The 23,671-nt window shown below is 45.6% G+C and carries 24 protein-coding genes, 1 pseudogene and 1 riboswitch; of the genes and pseudogenes, 6 read left to right on the forward strand and 19 right to left on the reverse strand.

All coding sequences use genetic code 11. The annotated features are described in order from the left end of the window. Nucleotides 1-8: 8 nt before the first annotated feature. From ptsG to ACXN9U_RS07685, 3 genes are all read right to left on the reverse strand, one after another. Complete coding sequence (gene ptsG / locus ACXN9U_RS07675; RefSeq protein WP_060962930.1) at nt 9-2,105, reverse strand: glucose-specific PTS transporter subunit IIBC; 2,097 nt, start codon at nt 2,103-2,105, stop codon at nt 9-11. Nucleotides 2,106-2,335: 230 nt separating this feature from the next. Next, nucleotides 2,336-3,181, reverse strand: a complete 846-nt coding sequence (gene glcT, locus ACXN9U_RS07680; protein WP_032864752.1) for a glucose PTS transporter transcription antiterminator GlcT — start codon at nt 3,179-3,181, stop codon at nt 2,336-2,338. 71 nt (nt 3,182-3,252) lie between these two features. Beyond that, nucleotides 3,253-4,218 carry a LacI family DNA-binding transcriptional regulator gene (locus ACXN9U_RS07685; RefSeq protein ID WP_060962931.1) on the reverse strand — a complete coding sequence of 322 codons (966 nt, stop codon included), beginning with the start codon at nt 4,216-4,218 and terminating at the stop codon, nt 3,253-3,255. Nucleotides 4,219-4,316: 98 nt separating this feature from the next. Between ACXN9U_RS07685 and ACXN9U_RS07690 the strand changes: the two genes are divergently transcribed. Then, entirely contained in the window at nt 4,317-4,442 is a 126-nt protein-coding gene (locus ACXN9U_RS07690; protein WP_016936325.1) for a hypothetical protein, read from the forward strand. A 63-nt stretch (nt 4,443-4,505) separates the two neighbouring features. Here the strand turns inward: ACXN9U_RS07690 and ACXN9U_RS07695 are convergent, their stop codons facing one another. The 6 genes from ACXN9U_RS07695 to ACXN9U_RS07720 form a co-directional block, all read right to left on the reverse strand. Then, nucleotides 4,506-5,600: a M24 family metallopeptidase gene (locus tag ACXN9U_RS07695; protein ID WP_489202391.1), complete on the reverse strand. Its 1,095-nt coding sequence runs from the start codon at nt 5,598-5,600 to the stop codon at nt 4,506-4,508. 113 nt (nt 5,601-5,713) lie between these two features. Next, entirely contained in the window at nt 5,714-7,627 is a 1,914-nt protein-coding gene (locus tag ACXN9U_RS07700) for a heavy metal translocating P-type ATPase (protein ID WP_489202392.1), read from the reverse strand. A 243-nt stretch (nt 7,628-7,870) separates the two neighbouring features. Beyond that, entirely contained in the window at nt 7,871-8,365 is a 495-nt protein-coding gene (stoA, locus tag ACXN9U_RS07705; protein ID WP_489202393.1) for an endospore biogenesis thiol-disulfide oxidoreductase StoA, read from the reverse strand. 62 nt (nt 8,366-8,427) lie between these two features. After that, the gene (locus ACXN9U_RS07710; RefSeq protein WP_016936329.1) at nt 8,428-9,768 is read right to left on the reverse strand and encodes a polysaccharide biosynthesis protein; all 1,341 of its coding nucleotides are present in this window, start codon (nt 9,766-9,768) and stop codon (nt 8,428-8,430) included. Nucleotides 9,769-9,881: 113 nt separating this feature from the next. Then, nucleotides 9,882-10,505 (reverse strand): cell wall hydrolase, encoded by a 624-nt coding sequence (locus ACXN9U_RS07715; RefSeq protein WP_060962935.1) that lies wholly within the window; start codon nt 10,503-10,505, stop codon nt 9,882-9,884. 272 nt (nt 10,506-10,777) lie between these two features. Beyond that, the gene (locus ACXN9U_RS07720) at nt 10,778-10,972 is read right to left on the reverse strand and encodes a hypothetical protein (RefSeq protein ID WP_060962936.1); all 195 of its coding nucleotides are present in this window, start codon (nt 10,970-10,972) and stop codon (nt 10,778-10,780) included. Nucleotides 10,973-11,135: 163 nt separating this feature from the next. Between ACXN9U_RS07720 and ACXN9U_RS07725 the strand changes: the two genes are divergently transcribed. Next, nucleotides 11,136-11,321, forward strand: a complete 186-nt coding sequence (locus tag ACXN9U_RS07725; protein ID WP_003232446.1) for a YkvS family protein — start codon at nt 11,136-11,138, stop codon at nt 11,319-11,321. Between the two features lie 71 nt (nt 11,322-11,392). Here the strand turns inward: ACXN9U_RS07725 and ACXN9U_RS07730 are convergent, their stop codons facing one another. The 3 genes and pseudogenes from ACXN9U_RS07730 to ACXN9U_RS07740 form a co-directional block, all read right to left on the reverse strand. Continuing rightward, entirely contained in the window at nt 11,393-11,668 is a 276-nt protein-coding gene (locus ACXN9U_RS07730; RefSeq protein ID WP_060962937.1) for a DUF3219 family protein, read from the reverse strand. A gap of 333 nt (nt 11,669-12,001) precedes the next feature. Further along, nucleotides 12,002-12,214, reverse strand: a pseudogene (locus tag ACXN9U_RS07735) (tunnelling fold family protein); the annotation flags it as partial. Between the two features lie 136 nt (nt 12,215-12,350). Continuing rightward, nucleotides 12,351-13,097: an SDR family NAD(P)-dependent oxidoreductase gene (locus ACXN9U_RS07740; RefSeq protein WP_060962938.1), complete on the reverse strand. Its 747-nt coding sequence runs from the start codon at nt 13,095-13,097 to the stop codon at nt 12,351-12,353. A gap of 168 nt (nt 13,098-13,265) precedes the next feature. Between ACXN9U_RS07740 and ACXN9U_RS07745 the strand changes: the two genes are divergently transcribed. Continuing rightward, complete coding sequence (locus tag ACXN9U_RS07745) at nt 13,266-13,622, forward strand: winged helix-turn-helix transcriptional regulator (protein WP_015715792.1); 357 nt, start codon at nt 13,266-13,268, stop codon at nt 13,620-13,622. A gap of 507 nt (nt 13,623-14,129) precedes the next feature. Here the strand turns inward: ACXN9U_RS07745 and queF are convergent. The 6 genes from queF to ACXN9U_RS07775 form a co-directional block, all read right to left on the reverse strand. Further along, nucleotides 14,130-14,624, reverse strand: a complete 495-nt coding sequence (gene queF, locus ACXN9U_RS07750) for a preQ(1) synthase (RefSeq protein ID WP_021493777.1) — start codon at nt 14,622-14,624, stop codon at nt 14,130-14,132. A gap of 18 nt (nt 14,625-14,642) precedes the next feature. After that, a complete protein-coding gene (gene queE / locus ACXN9U_RS07755) occupies nt 14,643-15,374 on the reverse strand; it encodes a 7-carboxy-7-deazaguanine synthase QueE (protein WP_060962939.1) in 732 nt (243 codons plus the stop codon). After that, nucleotides 15,367-15,807, reverse strand: coding sequence for a 6-carboxytetrahydropterin synthase QueD (queD, locus tag ACXN9U_RS07760; RefSeq protein WP_016936345.1), 441 nt, complete (start codon nt 15,805-15,807; stop codon nt 15,367-15,369). The genes queE and queD overlap by 8 nt, the downstream gene beginning before the upstream one ends. Then, nucleotides 15,808-16,467: a 7-cyano-7-deazaguanine synthase QueC gene (queC, locus tag ACXN9U_RS07765; RefSeq protein ID WP_003154679.1), complete on the reverse strand. Its 660-nt coding sequence runs from the start codon at nt 16,465-16,467 to the stop codon at nt 15,808-15,810. Nucleotides 16,468-16,563: 96 nt separating this feature from the next. Next, nucleotides 16,564-16,608, reverse strand: a riboswitch (PreQ1 riboswitch). Between the two features lie 109 nt (nt 16,609-16,717). Beyond that, complete coding sequence (locus ACXN9U_RS07770) at nt 16,718-17,839, reverse strand: hypothetical protein (RefSeq protein WP_060962941.1); 1,122 nt, start codon at nt 17,837-17,839, stop codon at nt 16,718-16,720. 89 nt (nt 17,840-17,928) lie between these two features. Further along, entirely contained in the window at nt 17,929-18,975 is a 1,047-nt protein-coding gene (locus tag ACXN9U_RS07775) for a YkvI family membrane protein (protein ID WP_060962942.1), read from the reverse strand. A gap of 347 nt (nt 18,976-19,322) precedes the next feature. Between ACXN9U_RS07775 and clpE the strand changes: the two genes are divergently transcribed. From clpE to motB, 3 genes are all read left to right on the forward strand, one after another. Further along, a complete protein-coding gene (gene clpE, locus ACXN9U_RS07780) occupies nt 19,323-21,419 on the forward strand; it encodes an ATP-dependent protease ATP-binding subunit ClpE (RefSeq protein ID WP_049628371.1) in 2,097 nt (698 codons plus the stop codon). A 166-nt stretch (nt 21,420-21,585) separates the two neighbouring features. Beyond that, nucleotides 21,586-22,401, forward strand: a complete 816-nt coding sequence (gene motA / locus ACXN9U_RS07785) for a flagellar motor stator protein MotA (protein ID WP_013352039.1) — start codon at nt 21,586-21,588, stop codon at nt 22,399-22,401. Beyond that, nucleotides 22,373-23,158 carry a flagellar motor protein MotB gene (gene motB / locus ACXN9U_RS07790; protein WP_060962943.1) on the forward strand — a complete coding sequence of 262 codons (786 nt, stop codon included), beginning with the start codon at nt 22,373-22,375 and terminating at the stop codon, nt 23,156-23,158. The genes motA and motB overlap by 29 nt, the downstream gene beginning before the upstream one ends. Nucleotides 23,159-23,193: 35 nt before the next feature. On the opposite strand, the gene mhqR is transcribed toward motB, so the two are convergent. Next, nucleotides 23,194-23,640: a MarR family transcriptional regulator MhqR gene (gene mhqR, locus ACXN9U_RS07795; protein ID WP_016936351.1), complete on the reverse strand. Its 447-nt coding sequence runs from the start codon at nt 23,638-23,640 to the stop codon at nt 23,194-23,196. Nucleotides 23,641-23,671: the final 31 nt, after the last annotated feature.

The following is a 23,671-nucleotide window of genomic DNA, read 5'->3' on the forward strand; positions in this document are numbered from 1 at the left end:
TTATATGCTTATTTTCCGATTTTCACAATATCTTTTTGTTCCCGTTTTACAGTACCTTCGGCCGAAAGGGAAATCGTTTCACCCTCAGCAAGATTTGTAAAGACAATCGGTGTCATTAATGAAGGAACATGAGGTTTAACCGCCTCAAGATCAACTTCAAGCATCTTTTGCCCCGGTTCAACCCGGTCACCCTCAGAAACAAAAGAAGTGAATCCTTCACCTTTCAGGCTGACTGTATCGATTCCGAAATGAATCAGGATCTCTCTTCCGCCGTCAGACTGGAGGCCGATCGCATGTTTTGTCGGGAAAACATTCAGCACTTTTCCGCGGACAGGCGATACGACGATTCCTTCTTCCGGAAGAATCGCAAAACCGTCACCCATCATTTTGCCTGAGAACACCTGGTCAGGCACATCCGTAATCGGATGGATTTCGCCGGTGATCGGAGAAGCGAACACTTCTTCACCCTGCTCGTTTTGGAGCGGATCCGCGATAACCTCTTCAACCTGCTGGCTGACTTCTTCTTGTGCGGATACTTTCGGTTCAGGGCGCGGCGTGCGTCCTGCGATGATATCCTGCATCTGAGTTTTTAAACCGTCAGAGCGCGGGCCGAAAATGGCCTGAATGTTGTTTCCGACTTCAAGGACGCCTGATGCGCCAAGCTGTTTCAGACGGGCCTTATCCACTTTCTTCTGGTCGTTGACCGTCACACGAAGTCTCGTGATACAAGCATCAAGGTGTTTAATGTTTTGCTGATCACCCATCGCCTGAAGGATTTCATAAGGAAGGTCGCCGGCTTCGCCTGATGCGCCTGCCCCTTCATCCGCAGCTTCTTCTTCACGGCCCGGCGTTTTCAAGTTGAACTTCCTGATCGCAAACCGGAAACCGAAATAGTAAATGAGGGCTAATCCTAAGCCGACCGGAATGACAAGCCACCAAGCCGTCCGGTTAGGCAGAATTCCGAACAGGAAGTAGTCAATCAGACCCCCTGAGAAGGTCATACCGATTTTTACATGCAGCAGCTGCATGAGCATAAAGGAAAGTCCCGCGAATACGCAGTGAATCGCAAACAGGATAGGAGCCACAAACAAGAATGAGAATTCAAGCGGCTCGGTGATTCCCGTTAAGAAACTTGTCAGAGCGGCAGAACCCATGATTCCGGCTACAAGTTTTTTCTTTTCAGGCTTCGCTTCATGATAGATTGCAAGCGCTGCCGCCGGAAGGCCGAACATCATAAACGGATATTTCCCCGTCATAAATGTACCTGCCGTCAGCTGTACGCCGTCTTTAATCTGAGCCATGAAAATCCGCTGATCTCCGCGGATAATGTCTCCGGCTGCATCTTTATAGCTGAAAAATTCATACCAGAACGGCGAGTAGAAAATGTGATGAAGACCGAACGGAATCAATGACCGTTCAATCATTCCGAAAATAAAGGCCGCCAAGGTTGGATTCGCTTCCACAAGTCCCGTTGAGAAGGAATTCAGACCATGCTGGATCGGAGGCCAGATTACTAACATAATAAGACCGAGAATTAATGCGGAAATTGATGTGATAATCGGGACGAACCGCTTACCCGCAAAGAATCCGAGATACTGCGGAAGTTCAATTTTATAAAACTTGTTGAACAATAACGCGGCCAGAACCCCGACGATAATACCGCCGAACACGCCCGTCGCCAAAGTCGGTATCCCCAGCATGTTAATATAGGCCGGGTGGTTTTCCGCAAAAAACTTAGCACGTTCAATTTTGTCAGACGGAATACTGCCGTTTGCCATAAGCACGGCGCTCATGGATACGTTCATGACCAAGTATCCGATAATGGCCGCGATTCCGGCAACGCCGTCTCCGTTCGCAAGACCGATCGCAACCCCTACTGCAAAAAGAAGCGGCAGGTTGTCAAATACGATTTGGCCGGCGCTTTCCATAACGTTCGCCACAAGCTGAACGTTATCATTGCTTAAGAAATGCATGACTTGGATCATATCTTTGTTCTGCATGGCATTCCCTAACGCAAGCAAGATCCCCGCAGCCGGTAAAATCGCAACCGGAAGCATAAGAGCACGGCCGATTTTTTGGAGAACGCCGAATAATGCTTTAAACATAAAGAATGTACCTCCCCTGTTAGCTAGTGTGACCTTACAGCGAAAATTCATGACAACGAATTCACAGGCGCAAGTCTTCAGTTTAACCGTTTACATTTGCCCTTTTACACAACAAAAAGCATGAGTAAATAAGGGTGTGCAAAATAACGGGGCCGTTCTTCCCGTTTTTTACCCTCAATCACTCATGCCTGATCGAATCAGTGACACGTTTTTAAAGGTCTCAACTGAAATTATGAAATTTTATTGGTTAATCGGTACAGATGAAGCGTGAGATAAACCGCTTCCGCCTCATGAACTGGTTTTTTCAGCATTTGCTGTAAGATTTTTATCAGTTTCCAAGCAGTATTGTAGCATAGCGGGTATTCATTTTTCAATAATAACATTAACTTTTCTGGTTCTTTTGTCTGCTCTTCCCGTTTAATCCTATCTATGGTAAATCTGATATGCCGGATCAGCCGCAAATAGTGGACGCTTTCTTTATTGACTTTCATTTGGAAAGATTCCTCTATCACCTGAACGAGCCGGGACATCAGCTGCGAATGCTGGTTGACCTCTGAAAGGGAACGGTTCGTCAGGGCGGAGTGGATATGAAGAGCGATAAAGCCGATCTCCCCTTCCGGAAGGCAGATTCCAGTCTTTTCATTAATCATGCCGACGACTTCACGGGCAATCTGAAATTCTTCCGGATAAAGCGTTTCGGTTTCCATAAGAAAAGGGTTTTTAATGTCAAAGCCCTGCTGCAGCCGCTTTACCGCAAAGGCGATATGATCCGTCAGCGCAATATGGATATGTTCATTTAACGGTTGGCTTGTTCGGTTCCTGATATGATAAATGACGTCATTGGAGATGTCGACAAGTGTCTCGTCCACATAACCGAGGAGCTTTTTAAATTGTTTTTGTTCTTTTTCATCCTTTAAGATGAACATCTTGTCATACCCTTTATCTTCAATGACATCCGCTTGTTTTTTTCCAAAGCCGATTCCTTTTCCGATCAAGACGACCTCACTGTATCTATCATGTGTTGCGATCAGCACATTGTTATTTAATACCTTCTCAACTGTAAAGGACCCCTTCATGATCCTCAGCTCCTTTGTCATTCAATACCTCATATCGTACAAAACGAACAGAAAGCGCGTCAATTCTTTTTTTAGACGGTTGATCGTTCAATAAGACGGTAATCAAAAATCTTCCTTGCCGGAGGCCCGCCGCTGATCCGATTCTTAAGCATGTGAAAAGCCTGCTTTCCCATTTCTTTCGTTTGTATATCTATTGTGGAAATACCTAACATCTTGCTGATATCATGATTGTCGATGCTCAAAATCGCCAGCTCTTCCGGAATGCGCGTCCCGTTTGCCTTGGCTTCAAGGTAAAGACCTGCGGATACTTGATCATTCGCCGCAAACAGCGCAGTCGGTTTGTCATCCCAGCTCTTCCATCTGTGAAAAAGGGCTTTCCCGTCAAGCAGCGTCAGCGCCTTTTCCACAACCAGCTCTTCCCTGTAAGGCCGGCCGATCTTCTTCAGCGCCTCTTTGTATGCGGCAATGCGGACTTGACTGTTTTTCCCCTTTTTTCTGGCCAGGCTGATCGCTATTTTTCGGTGTCCCTTTTCTATCAGATAATCCAGGCCGTGCCGAAATGCTTCCCCATGCGGATTACTGATTGAGGACAGCTCAGCCGCATCAGTGTGCTGGCAGAGGATAATCGGTTCTTTCACGGTAAGCAGCTGCTCATCGGAAATTGCTTTGGAGCAGATAATCAGGCCATCCACCTGGCGCTCCTGTAATTGCGATAAAGCAAAGCGTTCTCTTTGCTGCTGATAATCCGTCTGGTATAAAGAAAGATGCACGCCTGACGCTTCGGCAGCCTCGGCAATACCCGTGACAAGGTCTGCAAAATACGGAAGATTCACCGACGGCAGCACAACGCCGATCATATCGGAAAAGCCTTTGGATAAATGCACGGCATGGATGTTGCGCGTATAGCCGAGCGATTGTACCGCTTTTTTCACTCTTTCTCTTTTGTCTTCGCTTACATAAGGATGATCGTTTAATACTCTTGATACCGTTGTAACGGAAACCCCGGCAGCGCCGGCAATGTCTCTGATCGTAGCCATGGCGTCCCCCCTTTCTTTTTTCCCTTGATCTGGAATGCGTTTCATACAGTAAGCTAAAAACAAATACAGCCTATTCATTTGAAAGGAGAATAACAGTGATGGGGATTCTTTGCTTAATCGGTTTGTGTCTGGCCATACTCGGCGGCAGTTATCTTGCTATGCGGCCGCTGCGGGAAAAGCATGATATCAAACCATTTCAGCATTTTGATGACTTTTTCATTTAACAAGGTGATAAAAAAGGACGCTGCGTTCCAGAACCGTCCTTTTTTATCACAAAGCTTAGCTTTCTATTTCAGGATCGTTAATTCTTTCGGATATTGCGTTAATGCTTCGGCGCCGGCTTTTGTGACAAACACATCGTCTTCAATACGCACGCCGCCTACATCCGGCACGTAAATCCCCGGTTCTATCGTGTACACCATACCTTCTTTGAGGAGCGTGTCGTTCGAGCTGCTCATTGATGGATATTCATGAACCGAAATCCCGAGTCCGTGGCCGAGGCGGTGGGGGAAATAGTCTCCGTATCCGGCTTTTTCAATAATGCCGCGGGCTTTTAAATCAAGATCGCCGATTCTCACACCTGGTTTGCTTAATTGAAGCGCCGCCTTTTCAGCTTTAAGCACCGTTTCGTAAATCTCTTCCTGTTTCGGGCTGATTGATTGGTATGCGAATGTCCTCGTAATGTCTGAGCAGTAGCCGTCAAGAATAACACCCAGATCAAATAGAACGAAATCGCCTTTTTTCAGGCGGTCTGTACCCGGATTGCCATGAGGCTCGCCTGATTTTTCTCCGAACAGCACCATCGTTGAAAACGACATGCCCTGCACGCCTTTTTTCTTCAGCTCAAACTCTATCTGCGCCAGCACTTCAGTTTCACTCACGCCCTCTTTAAGCGCTGCGACACCGACTTCAACTCCGAAATCCGCAAGTTTTGCCGCTTCCCTGAGAATGCTGATTTCTTTCTCATCTTTTACGAGACGGAATTGGTTGAGCGTTTCTTCTGCCGAAGCGAACGCGGCGCCCCCTGAAGCATGCTTGAGTTGTTCTGAACGGGCAAGCGAGATCGAATCCTTTTCAACCGCGATGGAATCAAGGCGCACATTTCGTTTTGTGAGCTCGGCTTTGATCAGGTCCCACGGGTCTTCGTGATCGCCGTAGCCGATAATTTCATGCTCCCACCCGGCACTGCGGGCTTGTCCTGCTTCCATTCCCGGACAGACGAAAAACGGCTCCTGTTCTTGAAACAGGAACAATCCCATTAACCGCTCATGCGGATCCGTATAAAAATCAGTTAAATAAAATACGTTTTCCTTTGTATGTATAAACGCTGCATCGTGTCCTTCTTTTTTCAGCCAATCTGAAACACGTTGTAATCTATTCATTTTTGTTTTTCCTCCTTACCAAAGTGGCTCTTTATTCATTCTATCAGTTTTCCGGCGTTTATGCTGTGAACGAACATTTAACAAAACAGCCGCCCGATGTGCGGCTGTTTTGTTTATTTTAATAATCTGAGTCCGTTCAGTATGACCAGAATCGTGCTTCCTTCATGCCCGATAACGCCAAACGGCAGTTCCATCACCTGCAGGAAGTTGGCGCAGATCAACAGGCAGATGACCGAGAGCGAAAAAACGATGTTCTGCTTAATAATCCGGTTCATTTTCCGTGAGAGCCTGCACATTTTCACAAGCTTATGAAGATCATTTTTCATCAGGACCAAGTCAGCCGTCTCTAAAGCCACGTCCGTTCCCCCTCCCATCGCAATACCGACGTCAGCGGTTTTCAGAGCGGGCGCGTCATTAATGCCGTCTCCGACCATGGCGATTGTGCCGTACGTTTCTTTCAGTTTCTTCACTTCCTCTGCCTTTTGGTCAGGCAGGCAATCGGCAACAACCGTCGTCATGCCAGCCTCGTTTGCGATGGCAGCCGCTGTTTCAGGCTGATCTCCGGTAAGCATGGCTGTTTTAATCCCGAGTGATTCAAGCTCAGCCATTACGGCTTTGGCTTCTGGCCGGATTTGATCCTTTAACGCAAAACAGCCCGCTATCCTGTCATCTTTCTTAACAAAAACCAGCGTACAGCCTTTATCTTTTAACTCATTTCCCGACGTGTTCAAAAAAGCGTCTGCCTCCTCTTTCCCTGCAAATCCAGCTTTTCCGATCATCCATTTGACGCCTTCTATATCGGCCTGAACACCGAATCCGGACGTCTCGTCAATCGATGTATGGCCTGCAGGCGCGGCGCCCCGGCTTTCGGCAAATTCAGCTATCGCCTTTGCAAGCGGGTGGCTTGATTGCTTTTCAATCGTATACACCGCTTGCATGATCTCATCCTCATTCACATATTCCGCCGCTTGGAATGCAGCAACTGCCGGCTGTCCCTTTGTGATCGTGCCGGTTTTGTCAAAAGCAATCATCCGGACGCTTCCCAGCTGCTCTAAAAACACACTTCCTTTAACCAACAATCCGTTGCGGGCTCCATTTGAAATAAGGGAAAGCGCAGCGGGCATAATGGAAGCGACAAGAGCGCACGGGGAGGCGACCACCATAAACACCATCGCCCGGTAAAAGGTTTCACTCCAGCTCCAGCCTAAAGCAAAATGAGGAACGAATAAAAGCAAAGCCACGGCTAAAAGCACGCCTTTTACATAGACACTTTCGAAACGCTCAATAAATGCCTGAGCCGGTGACACGCTGTTTTGAGCCGATTCCACCAGCCGGATGATTTTTCTGAATAGAGACTGCTCATTTGTTTTCGTAACTCGGACCGTTAAAGAGCCGTTTCCGTTTACCGTTCCTGTAAACACAGAATCTCCGGCTGTTTTTTCCGCCGGCATCGATTCACCCGTCAGCGCCGATTCATCAAGACTCGTCGCGCCTGACTCGATGATCCCGTCGGCCGCTACGCGTTCGCCCGGCTTAATGACGATCATGTCGCCGATCATGAGTTCAGCGGCCGGCACCCGCTTTTCCTGTCCGTCTTTAAGCAGGGTCGCTTCCTCCGGTTCCAGTTTCATCAAGGAGGTTAAATCACGGCTGCTTTTATTCATCGTATACGTTTCCAGCGCGCCGCTTAACGAAAAAATAAAGATAAGAACAGCGCCTTCCGCCCAATACCCGATAAGGGCAGAGCCGACAGCCGCAAAAATCATCAGAAGTTCAACATTTAAAGCCTTCGTCTCCAGCGTATCTTCAATTCCTTCTTTCGCTTTTGCAAATCCGCCGATCACAAAGGCCAGGATATACAAAGTAACGGACAGGCCTTTTGCTTCGGTGAAAAACCAGGCCGCAAGAATAAGCGCGCCCGATACGAGAGCCGCAATGAGTTCCGCATGCTGGAGCCACTTTTTTCCGGACCGCTCTTCTTGAATCTGCTGTTGTGAATGGGTTTGAGTCACCACTTGTTCATTCATTATGAATTCTCCTCTCTAATTGAGAACGCAAATCATCTTCATTTCCCTGATAAAAGCAAAACTGCCGCCTTACAGGCAGCATTTTCACAGTAATATCGCGGTGTTTTTCTTTATTATAGCACGCCGGCGAAAGATTTCAATTATAATTGTTTTAATTTCTTTTTGATAATAATTATCATTAGAATCCCTTCAGCTGTTCATGATATGCAAAAAAGGTGCGGGAGGAAATCCCCCCGCACCTTTTTATTTCTCAGACCATTCTTTTAATTGTGAAGCGGTCATCGGACCGACGATCTTTTTTTCGATTTCTCCTTTTTCATTCAGCAGAAATGACGTGGGAATCGTCATGATCCCGTATTCCTTCATAAGCTCGCCCTTAGAGTCAAGAACAACCGGGAATGTGAGATGGTGCTGATTGACAAAGTTTTGAACGGCCTCTTTGTTTCGCTCAGCATTCATAAGATTTACCGTTACAAGACTTACATCATTGGATTGATGCTGTTCATAATACGTTTGAAACTGAGGCAGTTCTTTTTTGCACGGCGGACACCACGATGTCCAAAAATGCAAAATGGTTTTCTGCCCTTTATTCGGGACCGATATCTCGTCTCCTTCAATCGTCTTCATCAGAAACACGGCGGGAACTGCCTGTTTTTCTGATGAAGCTTTTGCTTCAGGCATCCAGAGAGAGGCAGCTATCAAAAGGACTGCGCATGCAATAAGACGGTTTTTATGCATAAGATCTTCCTTTCACGCGTTTCGGATAGCTTGCCCCTCCTTACTGAAATGTATCAGCCTTTTCAGCTCTCGATCCGGGGCGCTGTTCTTCCGCCGCCAGTCAGGAACACGGAGACACCGAGGTCTTTGCAGATCGTCGCGTAATGTAAACTTGTCAGAAGAATCATGCCGGTATTCATGCCAAGTATAATGCCGAGCATTTGCAGATTCGGCATAGAACCAAGTACATACATCATCGAAAGACCCACAATGCTGCTCCATACATTATGATAAAACGCCGTTTTCACATGACCAATGCCGATCAGACAGGCCTGAAGCGGCATCACAAACAGCTGAAAAAGAAAATACGGCCACAAAAGCTGCAAAAAATACTGCGCTTCCGGAGACTGAAAAAATAAATGGGTCAGCGGGCCGGCGAACTGAAACATGATCCAGACTGCCGGAATGCCATAGCCGAACGTAATAAAAATCGCTTGTCTCAGCCGTTTCAGTACAATGTCATATTGAGACAGCGCGTACGCTTCTGAAATGCTCGGAATCATGACAACCATCAGTGAATGAGCGATAAATGCGGGAAACGAACCGATCGTCACCGCTACACCGGCAAGCATGCCGTATTGATCAATCGCGGCTGCCCCGGCCGCCCCTGAGGCCAGCAGCGCTCCTTTTACTAAAAACGGTTCAATGGCATTTGTCACCGCGTGAAAAATACGAAGCCCCGTTGTCGGAATGGATACCGCCAGAAGACGTTTCCGCACATCCTTGCCGCGCAGATGAATGTGCTGATGGCCGGAAAGCGTCCTCCTCGCCAAAATAAACTGCGTATACAAGTATACGAACACCACGACATCACTTGCGACCAGCACAAATAACGAAATGAGCACGGCCATATCAATTTCAAAAGAGTACCATTGAAAAAAGATAAACAGACAAAGCACTTGAATGATTTTTTTCAAAACATTCGCAACCGCGATTTTCCCCATCTGCTGCACACCCATAAAATAGCCTCTGGCGATGGATGTAAAAGCGACGACGGGGATGAGTCCGATGACAATCCCTTTAATAAAAGGGTGGTACGTATCGAATACAGGAATGAACGGCAGCGCGATGCTTGCGGCCGCGGTTGAAAACGCGGTAAATACGGCGGTCATTCTGAAGGCATGCCGGAGCATGCTTTCATGCAGCTTCTGATTGGATTCCGCGATGAATTTTGAGATGGAGATCGGAAGCTCCAGACTGGCGATCACGATAATGAGAAAAATGGTGGGCAGAATGCTCATGTAAAGCCCCATCCCATGCTCGCCAAGCTCCCGCGCCAGTATCATATTCACGACAAATTCCAGACATTCAGCGAAAAAGGCGGCGATGGATAAAAGAATGATCCCTTTCACAAATCGATTCATGGTGTCTCTCCTTGTCTCTCGTTCTTTCATCATCATATGAGACAAGTTCTGAAAATATTTTCGATTTCTTAAAATTGAAAAAAGCATAGCCGGGATATTTGGTCCCGCTATGCTTACATAGCAAATACGTGTCTGCCGATCCGTTCGATAATTTTTCGGGAACGGATCCAATGGTCAGAAGCTGTTTTCGGATTGTAGAAAAACAATGCGCTCGTTTCTCTGCCAGGATGGTTAAGCGCCTCATTTGCGGCGGCGATGGAATCCTTATCCGGCTTTTGATTAATGCTTCCGTTTGCTACCGGTTCAAATGCATTCCTTTGATAAATCACACCCCGAATGGTATCCGGGAAGCCTTTCTTTTCAGTCCGGTTCAGCACGACGCTGGCTACCGCGACCTTTCCTTTATAAGACTCACCCTTCGCTTCTGCGTGCACGAGACGTGACAGAAGTTCCCTGTCGGCACTGGAATACGTTTTTTTCGGCGGCTGATAAGCCGTTTTCTCCGGTTTGGCTTTCTGCTCAAGATGAGATGACAGCTTTATCAGATGGATCGAATGCTTATGATCCGTATTTGAAAGCTTCGGAACCGAGCTTTTTTTATTTAAATCAGCAACCAGTGTGCTGGATTCTTGCTTTGGCTTCTTCGCTAAAGTAAACAGAGCTTCTGTATGTTCAATTTTTGTTGCAGGCATAAAACATAGAAAAAAGACAGCCAAGGCAGCAAATTTTGTCGTCATACGCTTTCCTCCTTAAATACTTCACTACCTTAACAAGAGCAGTGCGCAAATTCACGGTTAAAGATTTTCCAGCACTCCCAATCAGCTTTTATGATGGAAGAAGTTCGTTAACGGCCTTATTATTGGCAGAAAAACGGCCGTCATTTTCACAACATTAACCAAATTGCAGTAAAAGTATCCATCGGAGGGATTTTACATTTTGTTTACATCTGTTACAGCAAGATGAAATGAGCAGCGAAAACAAAAAAAGACTCCTCATATGCGAGGAGCCGTCAGCTTCTTGGCTGTTCTAAATACTGGAAAACAACATCTCCGCCCTGCTGTGCAATACCGCGGAAATGCTTAAAATCTTCCTGCTTCGATAAAACTGCTCGAAATGCAAGAAAATGTTCTTTCTGCACCCTGAATTCTTTGATTTCACCGGTGCGTATTTGGTTGATACGTTCTGATATTTCTTCAGGCAGCAACGAACACAGCCCCCTTTTCTCGGCTTTTTCCCGAGAATCAATATACCATCTTTCCCCCGCCGGGACAATGATTGAGCAGGCCGATACCCATATCGCTTTACTTCTTAAAGAAAATACTGCAAAATATTTTCAAACAGGATTTATGATAAAGGAGAGGAAGCTCGTGAAAATTGCTAAGGTTGGAAACGTCATTGAATTTAAAAACGGATTAACCGGTGTTGTTGAAAAGGTAAATGAAAACTCCGTCATCGTTGATGTAACCATCATGGATAATTATCGTGATCTTGAATTAGATTCCCTCACTGTCGTCAACCATAAAAATTATAAAATCATCAGAGACTCCTATTAACCCCCACTGAACATCCGAACCATTTACATATCCCGCACAAAAGCTGCCGCCCGGCAGCTTTTTCAAATGTTTCAGATTTCCGTCATTTCAACGAAAAAATCTCCGGTCTCATCTTTATTATAAAGATTTGCGATGGATGTATGGTAGTTGGTTATTTTGCCGCGGAATTCAAGACCCCGATCGGGCGCCTTAATTTCAAATGTTTTTTCATACAAAAGGACGGCAATGTCATGATACGTTTCAGAGGTCACCTTCAGTATAAATGAGATGACGCGGCCGTTTTTTCCCGCACTTTCTTTACAGTCATACATTTCAAGCCTTACACCGTTTAACTCTAACGGCTCCATGACAAACACTCCTTCTTTTTACAGGACATGCTATCATGCTGATCATTCATTTACAATTGATCCGCTCCGGATAAGAAAAAAACGGCGCAGGTCTTCACAAACATACGTTCCCTATTTTATAATAAAACAGACGAGCTGCCATCCAGCACCCGTCACGTAATGAAGCGGCGAGTACACTCCCCCCGGGTTTACTCGTCTTTTTCTTTTCTCCAGGTGATTTCTCTTTTCATTATACAAGGTCTATGCGGATATCATGCACCTTTCCGGCGGCGCGCCACAGACGAAAAATACCCCCGCTTAAAAGGCGGGGGTATTTAGGCTGCGCCTGGAACATTAACGGTTGTCAATCGTCTCCGGATAGATATCATGATTCATCATCCGATGTTCAGCCATTTTTTCATATTTTGTTCCCGGTCTGCCGTAGTTTGTATACGGGTCAATGGAGATTCCGCCTCTTGGCGTAAATTTGCCCCATACTTCAATGTAGCGGGGGTCCATTAATTCGATCAAGTCATTCATGATGATGTTCATGCAGTCCTCGTGGAAGGAAAGGCAGGTCAAAGTCTTGTCCCATAAGTACTTGCTTCAGACATTAATCATGAAGTCACACCAATTTCACACCTTACCAAACGATTGATTTTAACCTTTTTTGGGGACTATTTGTAATCTCTGCGCAGTGAAATTATACCTGTGCTAGCCCGCCATCTACGAACAATTCAACACCCGTCAAGTAACTGCTTTCGTCTGAAGCAAGGAAAGATACAGCGTTTGCTACTTCTTCAGGTGTCCCAACTTTTCCAGCTGGAACAGTATTTCTGGTATTTTCCATTGCTCCTTCTAGTGCATCACCAAAAAGCTCATCGTATGCAGGTGTAAGAATAGCTCCTGGACTAACCACATTTACACGGATTTCAGTACCTTTTAGGTCAAGAATCCAGTTGCGAACCAGTGCTCTTAATGCTGCTTTAGATGCTCCATATACACTAAACGCTGGGTTGCCAATTGATCCAGCAGTAGAGCCCGTTACAATAATAGAACCTACTTTGTCCGGGAATAGTGATAACGCTTTTTGAACAGTAAAGATGGTTCCTTTAACGTTAATGTCGAACGTTCTATCAACCTGCTCTTCAGTAATTTCACCTAATGGAAGGAAGTTGCCGATGCCTGCATTAGCAAAAAGAATGTCCAACTTACCTTTTTCCTGCTTTATCATGTCATATAGTTTGTCTAAGTCTTCAAGCTTAGAAATATCACCTTGAACACCGGTTACGTTCTTGCCAATTTGGTTAACAGCTTTATCAAGTTCGTCTTGTCTACGTCCCGTGATATAAACATATGCACCTTCGTTTACAAATTTTTGTGCTGTAGCAAGACCAATCCCACTTGTTCCACCCGTTACAAGCGCTATTTTACCTTCAAATTTACCCATACTTAACACTCCTTTAGAATTAATTTTATTTTATGTCTAGTACCTTTACGTACTTGAAGAACAACTTACAAGATATAGTATCCTTCAGTAAGCACATTATCGGAAGTACCCACTTTTTTGTGATATAGTAACTAAAAAGTAATAAATGTGGAATGGAGAGCTTTAGACATGAAAAAATTTAGTTGTGGGTTTGAAGTGACAAAGGAAGTTATTGGAGGAAAATGGAAAGGCCTTGTATTATACTTTTTAATGAATGGACCAAAGAGAACGAGTGAATTAAAGCGCATTATCCCAAATATAACTCAGAAAATGCTGATTCAAACACTTAGAGAGCTTGAAGCCAGTGGACTTGTGAGCAGAAAGATGTATAATCAAGTACCGCCGAAGGTTGAATATTCATCCACTGAACTTGGAGAATCTCTTAAACCTATCTTGCAGGAGCTCTGTCAATGGGGAAGCCATTATGCGGAGCAAAAGTATACAGAAGGTGAATATGAAATTGTACAACCAGAACAACTAAGTTAGGATTGATGTAGCTGCTGAAGTAAATGCTAAACAACTTCAATACCATCACCTAACAGATGAAGAACAGTCAGAAATAAATGAGATATTCAATTTTGAAAGTGAAGTTCTAATAAGAAGTGTCATCGACTATATTCAGGAGAACTTTGATGACATTCAAAAAAGAGCTGTTTCAAATGTTAAAGAGAAGGTTCAGAAACTTAGCCAAAAAATAAATGAAGATATTGATAATAATATTTAATGCCTATGATCTCTAGATAGGCATTTTTTCATTCGGATAAAAAAGAAAAGACGTACAAATTGTACGCCTTAATCTGCTTCTGTACTATCAATTTTTCACTGCATAAAAGTCACAGTTCAGGTTGCACCTCAGGTCACACTTTTATTGAGCTTAGTGCGGGTCACACTTCGCTGTGACTCGGTTACAATTCCGCTGAAAATTAACGCTGAATGTTCGGATTTTACTGTGACTCCACTTCGTTTCACACTCCGTATCACACAACGGAATAATTAACGATTATCAATTGTCTCCGGATACAAATCATGGTTCATCATACGGTATTCGGCCATTTTCTCATACTTCGTGCCAGGCTTTCCGTAGTTTGTGTACGGGTCAATGGAAATTCCGCCTCTTGGCGTGAATTTGCCCCATACTTCAATGTAGCGCGGGTCCATTAATTCAATCAAGTCATTCATGATGATATTCATGCAGTCCTCGTGGAAGTCACCATGGTTTCTGAAGCTGAATAGATACAGCTTTAATGATTTGCTTTCAACCATTTTTTCGTCCGGAATATAGCTGATGTAGATGGTTGCAAAATCCGGCTGTCCCGTTTTCGGGCAAAGCGACGTAAATTCCGGGCAGTTGAATTTAACGAAATAATCACGGTTCACGTGTTTATTCGGGAATGATTCCAAAACCTCCGGCGCATATTCAAATAAATAGTTTGTCCCTTGATTCCCCAGGAGTGTAACTCCTTCTAATTCTGATTCTTTTCTTGTCATGTAAATTCTCCCTTTCTATTAAACTCCCCGTTTATTGCCCCAAAGCAATGTATGAAGCTGAGGCAGGACTCTGACGAGATTCAGATCCGAATCGGCAGAAACCTTATCAACGAGTTTTTCATATTTTTCGAGCAGATGCGCAATTAATGCCTGGTCATCCGTCGTGTGGACATTATCGTTTCCGACCTGAAGATAAAACGGGATATTCGGATACCGCTTATGCACGGTTTTCGCGAATTGCAGATCTTCATCATTAAAAATGACGACCTTTAAACTGACTGCGCTAAGCCTTTCAGCCGCATCAAGCGAAGACACGATGTGATCGAGCTTTGCAAAGTCGGTTGTCATCCCTGAACTCGGCGGCTTCGGTGAAATCGTCAAGTCGTTAATCATTGTAAACCAATCCTGATAGACCGTTCCCTGCGTTTCTAAAGCGGCGCGCACACCATGTTCTTTCAGCAGCAGAATCAGCGCGTCAAGCTGCTTTAACAGCGCCGGGTTTCCTCCTGAGATGGTAACATGAGAAAAGGCATCTCCGCCGATTTCTCTCAGCTCGCGGTAAATGTCTTCCGCCGTCATCCAGCGGATATCTTTTTTGGCTGAGCCGTCCCATGTAAAGGCGGAGTCGCACCAGCTGCAGGAGTAGTCACAGCCTGCCGTGCGGACGAACATGGTTTTCTGGCCGATGACCATGCCCTCTCCTTGTATCGTCGGTCCGAAAATTTCTAAAACCGGGATTCCTTTAGCCATTCAAATCACCTTTTTTCGGGCGGTAAACGCAATAGCTTGTCGGGGTTTCCCTGACAAAAACCTGGACGCAGACCGGCTGATTCTCCAGTGTTTCGAGGTAGGACTGAACTTTATCGTAAATCGTTTTGGCTACGACTTCGGTTGTCGGCAGCGAATATCTGTCATCATCGGAAAATTCATCATGGTCATTCAGCAATGTATGATCGTAAGCGCCGTGCACCAATTTCTTCAGCACGCTGAAATTCACGAGAAAGCCTGAATCATCCAGTTCATCCCCTGCAACTGTAATATTTACTGTATACGTGTGGCCGTGGACTCTGCTGCACGCTCCGGCACTTTCACGGGGAATAAAGTGCGCTGCTGAAATGTGCATGTCCTTATTCAGCTCAAACGAATAAGGATGCTGAACCTGCGGGTAAATTTGAGAAAGCAATTAGTTCCGCTCCCCTTTCATTTTCATATATTCATCATATCCTTTATTGCGAAGCAGACATGCCGGGCATTCTCCGCATCCGTCCGCAATGATGCCGTTATAGCAAGTCAATGTGTTATTCTTTACAAAATCAAGCGCGCCGAGCTCATCAGCAAGTTTCCATGTTTCCGCTTTGTTCAGCCACATAAGCGGCGTATGAATGACGAACGGCTTTTCCATCGCCAAGTTGACGGTGACATTGCAGGACTTGACAAACTCGTCCCGGCAGTCCGGATAGCCGCTGAAATCAGTCTCGCATACACCGGTGATGATGTGGCGTGCGCCGATTTGATATGCAAGAATCGATGCAAAGGATAAAAATACAAGGTTGCGCCCCGGCACAAATGTTGTCGGCAGTTCCCCGTCCTTCGCTTCAATTTCGATATCATCCCGTGTCAGCGCGTTTGGCGCAAGCTGGTTTAAAAGAGACATATCAAGCAGATGATTTTTGACACCGAGCTTTTCGGCAATCGATTTAGCTACATCAATTTCTTCTTGATGACGCTGATTGTAATGGAATGTAACGGTTTCTACTTCTTCAAAGTTTTGCAAAGCCCATAATAAACACGTCGTGCTGTCTTGACCTCCGCTGAATACCACAACCGCTTTTTCTTTTTTCATGTCTTTCTCTCCCTTATCTATCATTCAATAAAAAAAGCGCCTTTCTCGGAGAAGGCGCCCTAAAAAACATAAAAAAACCGTATCCAAGGATACAGCTCGTCCTTAGTTTTTTATAGAGGGTGTAGCTAGAACCTCTCCCGCATCAATACGGATTTTCTTCTTTTTTCACTTTTGCTATCATACCATAATGCCGTTTCCCCTGACAATAAAAAAAACAGCCTGAAACCTGTGTCAGGCTGCAAAAGCGGGATTAAGCCCCGCGTTTTTTCCCGGGAAATACCATCAGCGCAATCCCGATCAGCACAAATAAGGCGGGCCAGAAAACAGAAACCGGGATGATCGGCTGATACATCAGCGTAAAGCATAGCGCGGTCAAGGTCAGAACCGCAACCGGAATGAGCAGCGCCTTTTGTTTCCCGCCGAACAGCCACAGTTCAAATAAACCGAATGCCGCCGCCAACAGGTAAACAGGCCATGTCATATCGGAATAGGCCCAATGGGTCGCCGTTTCAAAAACAAACAAGATCCCCGTAACCAATAAAATGCCGCCCGGTACGAGAAGTCCTGCGTTTTTGACCGGTTTCGGACCGAAAATCGGAATGTGAAAAGCGGCTGCAAGCAAAAGAATGAGTGCGGGCCAGCCGCGTTCGCTGATGACTTCATTTATATTGGTGAATATGCCGAAAATCCCCATTGCGCACAGAATCGCAGCAGCAGCCAATAGCCCCCTTTGCTTTCTTCCGAACAGCCAGGCTTCAAACAGGCCGAACGCGACGGCAAAGAGGTAGACAGGCGATGTCATATTTGCGTATGTCCAGTCTGTCAGCGTTTCAAACCATAATAACCCGCCGATCACAAGCAATGTTCCGCCCGGAATGAGAAGGCCCGTTCTTTTTTTCGGCTGCATGAAGGCAGCGGCGTGAAACAGAAGCGCTACTGCAATGATCAAAAGCGGCCACAGCCCTGTCAACAGCATACCGGCAAAGCATAGGGCGCCCGTCCCTGCCAAAATCATAGCAGGAATCAATACGCCGACCTGTCTCCCGCCGAAGTACCACAGCTCAAACAGACCGAGAGCAGGCGCCCATATATAAACAGGCCACGTCACGCCTGAATACGCCCATCCTGTTGCCGTCTCAAAACAAAACAGGCAGCCCAGCACAAGAAAAAGACCGCCGGGAACGAGTAGTCCCGTCTGTTCAGGCGTTTTTTTCGAAAAAACAAATCCGGCGTGAAACCCCGCGGACATTATAATGAAAAGAAACGGCCACGCCGAACCGGCGGAAAGATGTATAACTCCCGCCTTCTGTAAAAAAAACGCAATGCCGATACAAATAAAAAGAAATCCCAATAATACACGTCGATCTTTCATCTCTTACTCCTCCCCATCATTTCCCAGTTCATTATACAGAAATGACAGGAAAAAAGAAGGGGGATTTCCAAAAAATACAGACATTTTCCTTATTTACGTTGTTTTTCTCTCGGGACTTTTTTGCAAACCAATGCGCCGATAAAGGCCAGACTCACATATCCAAACACCGGATAAACGGTGGAAATCAGCTGTCCGTAGCCGATTTGACTGACAATAAACGCAAACATCAAAATGCCGCCGTAAATATATGTACTTTTTATATGAAGAAAACTGTTTAATTGTTTTTCCAATCCATATAAATTGCCGATAACCGACGTAAACACTTCCCCGAAAATAATAAACAAATAGATGATATGAAGCGAGCGCGAATACAAATACACAACTTGAGCCATCGGAATGTCAAACTCCAGCACATCGGGCAGCACCGATAATGATAAGAAGCTCGCGGCAAGCACCAGCGTCAAAAGAGCGCCGCCTAAATAAGCCCCCCTTCTGATCACCTTCTCTGATGACATTTCATTCGCAAGCGGCACAAGAACAGCTTGGGCGAGTGATAAATTTAACGCGCCGTAAGAGACGGCGGACAAAACCCAATTCCACTTGTCAGGCCATACCCATTCGTCCGCATTTCTCGCACTTGTAAATACAAAAGAATCAGCGGCAACGATAAAAGAAAAGGAAATTAAAAGCGGCACAACCAATACATTGACGCCGAACACACCTTTTACGCCGCTTGTCATGACGGCAAAACTCAGGACGATTGTCAGAAGGATCCCCGCTTGTGCAGGCCAGCCAAGCTGTTCATGAAACAGCGCTCCCGCTCCGGACAGCATGACGGAGGTCACTCCAAGCAAGATAAACATCATAAATATGTTCACGGCGCGTCCGATGGACCGGCCGAATAAATATGTGTTCAATTCCTGATAAGATGATGCATGAATCCGTTTGGATATAATCATGATTTTGGCGCCTAAATAGATAAACATCAGGCCGCTTACCATAATACCGAACAGACCGATCCAGCCAAACCTCAGAAAAAATTCAACGATTTCCCGTCCCGTGGCAAAACCGGCTCCTACAACCGTTCCTACGTATACGAATGCAAGCTGACTTGCAGAACCTTTTCTTTGTCCCATTTCACCCTCCGGCTAAGCTCAGATTTGTCCAGGCCTTTTTATCAGCATATGAGACAAGTCGCCTGAAAAGAAGAACAAATCATCCTTCCCCAAAAACGAATTCAGTTCTCCCCTTTAAGCAAAAATATTGAAAGAAAAAAAGGACCGGCGTATACTCTTCATCAAGAAAGGTCAAACACTTCAAATGCCGCTTTTCATGCTGTAAACTTTGATTTTTCGCGGTTTAAAACAAAACACTTGAAAGTCAAAGAAGGTCAGAGTATACTATTAATCAAAGAAGGTCAAAGTTAAGGCCTTATTTTCTAATTCATTTGGTCAAAGAAGATCAAACAAGGAGGTTTTGGCAAATGCGTTGTCAACACTGTCAGAAAAACGAGGCGACGATTCGCCTGAACATGCAAGTCAATTCCATTCAAAGACAATTCGTTTTATGTGAAACATGTTATACAGAGTTAACCCGCAAACCGGCTATGAGCATGGGTCCGCAATCTTTCGGATTCCCGTTTGAGCAAGGCTTCGCTCCCGGTCAAAATAAACAGCAGGACAGCCGTAAAAAGGGTCTGCTCGATGAGCTCGCTCAAAACGTCACAAATGGCGCAAAAGCAGGTCTGATTGACCCTGTGATCGGACGCGATGATGAGGTGGCGCGTGTAATTGAAATTTTGAACCGCCGGAATAAAAACAACCCGGTGCTTATCGGTGAACCCGGTGTCGGCAAAACGGCTATTGCAGAAGGTTTGGCGCTTAAAATCGCTGAAGGCGATGTGCCGAACAAACTGAAAAACAAAGAACTTTATCTGCTTGATGTCGCTTCCCTCGTTGCCAACACAGGAATCAGAGGCCAGTTTGAAGAAAGAATGAAACAATTAATGAACGAATTAAAAGAGCGGAAAAACGTCATTTTGTTCATTGACGAGATTCACCTTCTCGTAGGCGCCGGCTCTGCTGAGGGATCAATGGATGCCGGAAACATCCTGAAACCGGCGCTGGCCAGAGGCGAACTGCAGGTCATCGGGGCGACAACGCTGAAAGAGTACCGCCAGATTGAAAAAGATGCAGCGCTTGAAAGACGCTTCCAGCCTGTCATGGTTCATGAGCCTTCTATCGAACAAGCCATCAGCATTCTTGAAGGCATTAAAGATAAATACGAGAAATACCACGGCGTCACATTCAGCGATGAAGCGATCAAAGCGTGTGTTACACTTTCTTCCCGCTACATTCAGGACCGCCATCTGCCGGATAAAGCGATCGACTTGTTAGATGAAGCCGGTTCTAAGGCAAACCTGGAGCTTGATACCGTAAATGAAGAAGATGCGGCTGAGAGACTCAAAGCAATTGACGCGGAGAAAACAAAAGCGCTTCAGGAAGAAAATTATGAGCTTGCCGCGAAACTGCGCGATGAAGAAGCGGCGTTGGAAAAGCAGCTGGCGCATGAAACACCGGCCGCTTCTTCAGAAATCGGGGCGGAGCATATTCAAGCCATCATTGAACAGAAAACAGGCATTCCGGTCGGAAAGCTCCAGGCTGATGAACAAGTCAAAATGAAGGAACTTGAAGAGCGCCTTCATGAGCGCGTCATCGGTCAGGAAAAAGCCGTGAAAAAAGTGGCGAAAGCAGTCAGACGAAGCCGCGCCGGCTTAAAATCAAAAAACAGACCTGTCGGCTCCTTCCTCTTTGTGGGACCGACCGGGGTCGGAAAAACCGAGTTATCAAAAACACTCGCAGATGAACTGTTCGGTACAAAAGATTCCATCATCCGGCTCGATATGAGTGAATACATGGAAAAACACGCCGTTTCTAAAATCATCGGTTCACCGCCGGGATATGTCGGACATGATGAAGCCGGGCAATTAACGGAAAAAGTGCGACGCAATCCGTACAGCATCGTGCTGCTTGATGAGATTGAAAAAGCGCACCCTGACGTCCAGCATATGTTCCTGCAGATTATGGAGGACGGCCGTCTGACAGACAGCCAAGGCAGAACGGTCAGCTTCAAAGATACCGTTCTGATTATGACAAGCAACGCGGGAACCGGCGAAAAACAAGCAAAGGTCGGGTTCCAGTCTGAAGAAAGCGTCATGGAAGAACAAACGCTGATTGATTCACTGAGCGCGTTCTTCAAACCGGAGTTTTTAAACCGGTTTGACAGCATTATTGAATTCCAATCTCTGAAAAAAGAACATCTCGTGAAAATCGTCAGCCTGCTTCTCGCAGAGCTTGAAGACACATTAAAAGAGCGCGGTATCAGCCTGAGCGTCACCGATGATGCGAAAGAAAAAATCGCTGAAATCGGCTATCACCCTGCTTTCGGAGCACGCCCGCTCAGAAGAACCATCCAGGAATTGATCGAAGACGAAATGACAGATCTCTTATTGGATGACAATGAAATAAAAGCCTTCCATGTCGTAATGGAAGAAGACGGCATCAAAGTCCGTGCACAATAAGAAAAAGCGGTTCCCTGTCTGGGGAGCCGCTTTTTTGTATCTTTTGCCATGCCGGAGGACAGAAACTGTGAAGAATTCGGCAACAATTTCGCAATCACCCTAAAGTTCCATCCACTGCCACCGATATTAACCATAGAAAGCTAGTATAAAGGATTTGGTGAAAACTATGGATAAAACATCGATTATCGGTATCATCCTCGCCCTGATTGCTTTAAGCGTGGGCATGGTGCTGAAAGGGGTCAGCTTAAGCGCACTCGCTAACCCGGCAGCTATTCTGATTATTTTGTTCGGTACGATTTCTGCGGTGATCATCGCATTCCCCGGAAAAGAAATCAAAAAAGTGCCTGCCCTTTTTAAAGTGCTGTTTAAAGAAAACAAACAGCTGACCATTGCGCAATTAATTCCCATGTTCTCTCAATGGGCGCAAATCGCCAGACGGGAAGGTCTGCTCGCATTGGAAGCAAGCATCGAAGACGTGGATGACGCGTTTTTGAAAAACGGACTGAGCATGGCGGTTGACGGACAAAGCGCAGAATTTATCAGAGATATTATGACTGAGGAAGTTGAAGCGATGGAGGACAGACACCAGGCCGGCGCGGCTATCTTTACCCAAGCCGGCACATATGCGCCGACACTCGGCGTTTTGGGTGCGGTCATCGGCCTTATCGCCGCTCTTTCCAATATGAACAATACCGAGGCGCTCGGACATGCCATCAGTGCGGCGTTTGTCGCCACCCTTCTCGGAATCTTTACGGGATATGTACTATGGCATCCTTTCGCCAACAAGCTGAAACGCAAATCAAAACAGGAAGTCAAACTGCGTGAAATCATGATTGAAGGCGTTCTGTCGGTGCTTGAAGGACAGGCGCCGAAAGTGATCGAACAAAAACTTCTCATGTATCTCCCTGCGAACGAACGAGCAAAAGTCATTGAACAAGAAGGAGAGGCAAACAATGGCGAGAAAAAAGAAGAAGAAGCATGATGACGAGCATGTGGATGAGTCTTGGCTGATCCCGTACGCGGACCTTCTCACCCTTCTTTTGGCTCTGTTCATTGTATTGTTCGCCATGAGTTCTGTCGACGCGGCGAAATTCCAAATGCTGTCTAAATCATTTAACGCCGTTTTTACAGGAGGCACGGGGGTCCTTGAATATTCAAGCGTCACCCCTCCCGAAAATGAAAAAGACGGCGTTGACCAGTTAAAAAAAGACAAGGAAAAAGATAAAGAACAGAAAAAGAAAGAAAGAGAAGCAGCCGACCGCGAAGAGCTTGAAGGTGTGCAAAAGCAAGTCAAACAATTTATAAAAAACAAAAAGCTTGAACATCAGCTGGAAACAAAGCTGACAAAAGAAGGCCTCTTAATTACCATTAAAGACAGTATCTTTTTTGACTCAGGACGGGCGGATATCCGCCAGGAAGATATTCCGCTTGCGAAGGAAATCTCGAATCTCCTTGTGCTGAATCCGCCAAGAAACATTATCATCAGCGGGCATACGGACAATGTGCCGATTAAAAACTCGCAATTTCAATCAAACTGGCATTTAAGCGTCATGCGTGCTGTCAACTTCATGGCTATTCTTACAGAAAACCCGAAACTTGACGCAAAAGTATTCAGTGCCAAAGGTTTCGGCGAGTATAAGCCGGCTGCGTCGAACAAAACCGCGGAAGGACGCAGCAAAAACAGGCGTGTCGAAGTATTGATACAGCCGCGAAACGCCGCCCCTGACGAAAATCAGTAATATAAAAAAGGAAGCCTTTCAAATGGCTTCCTTTTTTATTTCTGATGAAAATGTTTAGCGTTTAATCCCACTCTTTTCAGCATTTCCGTACACATTTCTATCTCTTCATCACTCAGCACACTGATCATTTCTTTAATTTCGGCTGCATGATCAGGGAAAATATCGTCCAAAAGACGGATTCCCTTTTCGGAAATCTGTGCGAAAGTCACCCTCCTGTCAGTCGGCGAGGCTTTTCTGATGAGAAGTTCTTTTTTCTCTAATTTGTCAACAACGTATGTAATACTTCCGCTCGCTAATAAAATTTTGTCGCCGATCTGCTGCAGCGGCTGGTTGCCTTTATGATACAGCAGCTCAAGCACAGCAAATTCCGTCGGATTCAGGCCGTGCTTATGAATATGTTTATTCATATGGTCGTTTATGGACCGGTACGCACGCGACAGTACAATAAATAATTTCAATGAGTTTTCTGTTTTATCCGTCATACATTCAATCATCCTTTTACAAAAGAAACCG

This window comes from Bacillus sp. BACIII, from assembly GCF_057836745.1.

Coding starts and splice junctions, on each gene's coding strand:
- ptsG (WP_060962930.1), bottom strand. CDS start 2,105: ATGTTTAAAGCATTATTCGGCGTTCTCCAAAAAATCGGCCGTGCTCTT.
- glcT (WP_032864752.1), bottom strand. CDS start 3,181: ATGAAGGGGTCCTTTACAGTTGAGAAGGTATTAAATAACAATGTGCTG.
- ACXN9U_RS07685 (WP_060962931.1), bottom strand. CDS start 4,218: ATGGCTACGATCAGAGACATTGCCGGCGCTGCCGGGGTTTCCGTTACA.
- ACXN9U_RS07690 (WP_016936325.1), top strand. CDS start 4,317: ATGGGGATTCTTTGCTTAATCGGTTTGTGTCTGGCCATACTCGGCGGC.
- ACXN9U_RS07695 (WP_489202391.1), bottom strand. CDS start 5,600: ATGAATAGATTACAACGTGTTTCAGATTGGCTGAAAAAAGAAGGACAC.
- ACXN9U_RS07700 (WP_489202392.1), bottom strand. CDS start 7,627: ATGAATGAACAAGTGGTGACTCAAACCCATTCACAACAGCAGATTCAA.
- stoA (WP_489202393.1), bottom strand. CDS start 8,365: ATGCATAAAAACCGTCTTATTGCATGCGCAGTCCTTTTGATAGCTGCC.
- ACXN9U_RS07710 (WP_016936329.1), bottom strand. CDS start 9,768: ATGAATCGATTTGTGAAAGGGATCATTCTTTTATCCATCGCCGCCTTT.
- ACXN9U_RS07715 (WP_060962935.1), bottom strand. CDS start 10,505: ATGACGACAAAATTTGCTGCCTTGGCTGTCTTTTTTCTATGTTTTATG.
- ACXN9U_RS07730 (WP_060962937.1), bottom strand. CDS start 11,668: ATGGAGCCGTTAGAGTTAAACGGTGTAAGGCTTGAAATGTATGACTGT.
- ACXN9U_RS07740 (WP_060962938.1), bottom strand. CDS start 13,097: ATGGGTAAATTTGAAGGTAAAATAGCGCTTGTAACGGGTGGAACAAGT.
- ACXN9U_RS07745 (WP_015715792.1), top strand. CDS start 13,266: ATGAAAAAATTTAGTTGTGGGTTTGAAGTGACAAAGGAAGTTATTGGA.
- queF (WP_021493777.1), bottom strand. CDS start 14,624: ATGACAAGAAAAGAATCAGAATTAGAAGGAGTTACACTCCTGGGGAAT.
- queE (WP_060962939.1), bottom strand. CDS start 15,374: ATGGCTAAAGGAATCCCGGTTTTAGAAATTTTCGGACCGACGATACAA.
- queC (WP_003154679.1), bottom strand. CDS start 16,467: ATGAAAAAAGAAAAAGCGGTTGTGGTATTCAGCGGAGGTCAAGACAGC.
- ACXN9U_RS07770 (WP_060962941.1), bottom strand. CDS start 17,839: ATGAAAGATCGACGTGTATTATTGGGATTTCTTTTTATTTGTATCGGC.
- ACXN9U_RS07775 (WP_060962942.1), bottom strand. CDS start 18,975: ATGGGACAAAGAAAAGGTTCTGCAAGTCAGCTTGCATTCGTATACGTA.
- clpE (WP_049628371.1), top strand. CDS start 19,323: ATGCGTTGTCAACACTGTCAGAAAAACGAGGCGACGATTCGCCTGAAC.
- motA (WP_013352039.1), top strand. CDS start 21,586: ATGGATAAAACATCGATTATCGGTATCATCCTCGCCCTGATTGCTTTA.
- motB (WP_060962943.1), top strand. CDS start 22,373: ATGGCGAGAAAAAAGAAGAAGAAGCATGATGACGAGCATGTGGATGAG.
- mhqR (WP_016936351.1), bottom strand. CDS start 23,640: ATGACGGATAAAACAGAAAACTCATTGAAATTATTTATTGTACTGTCG.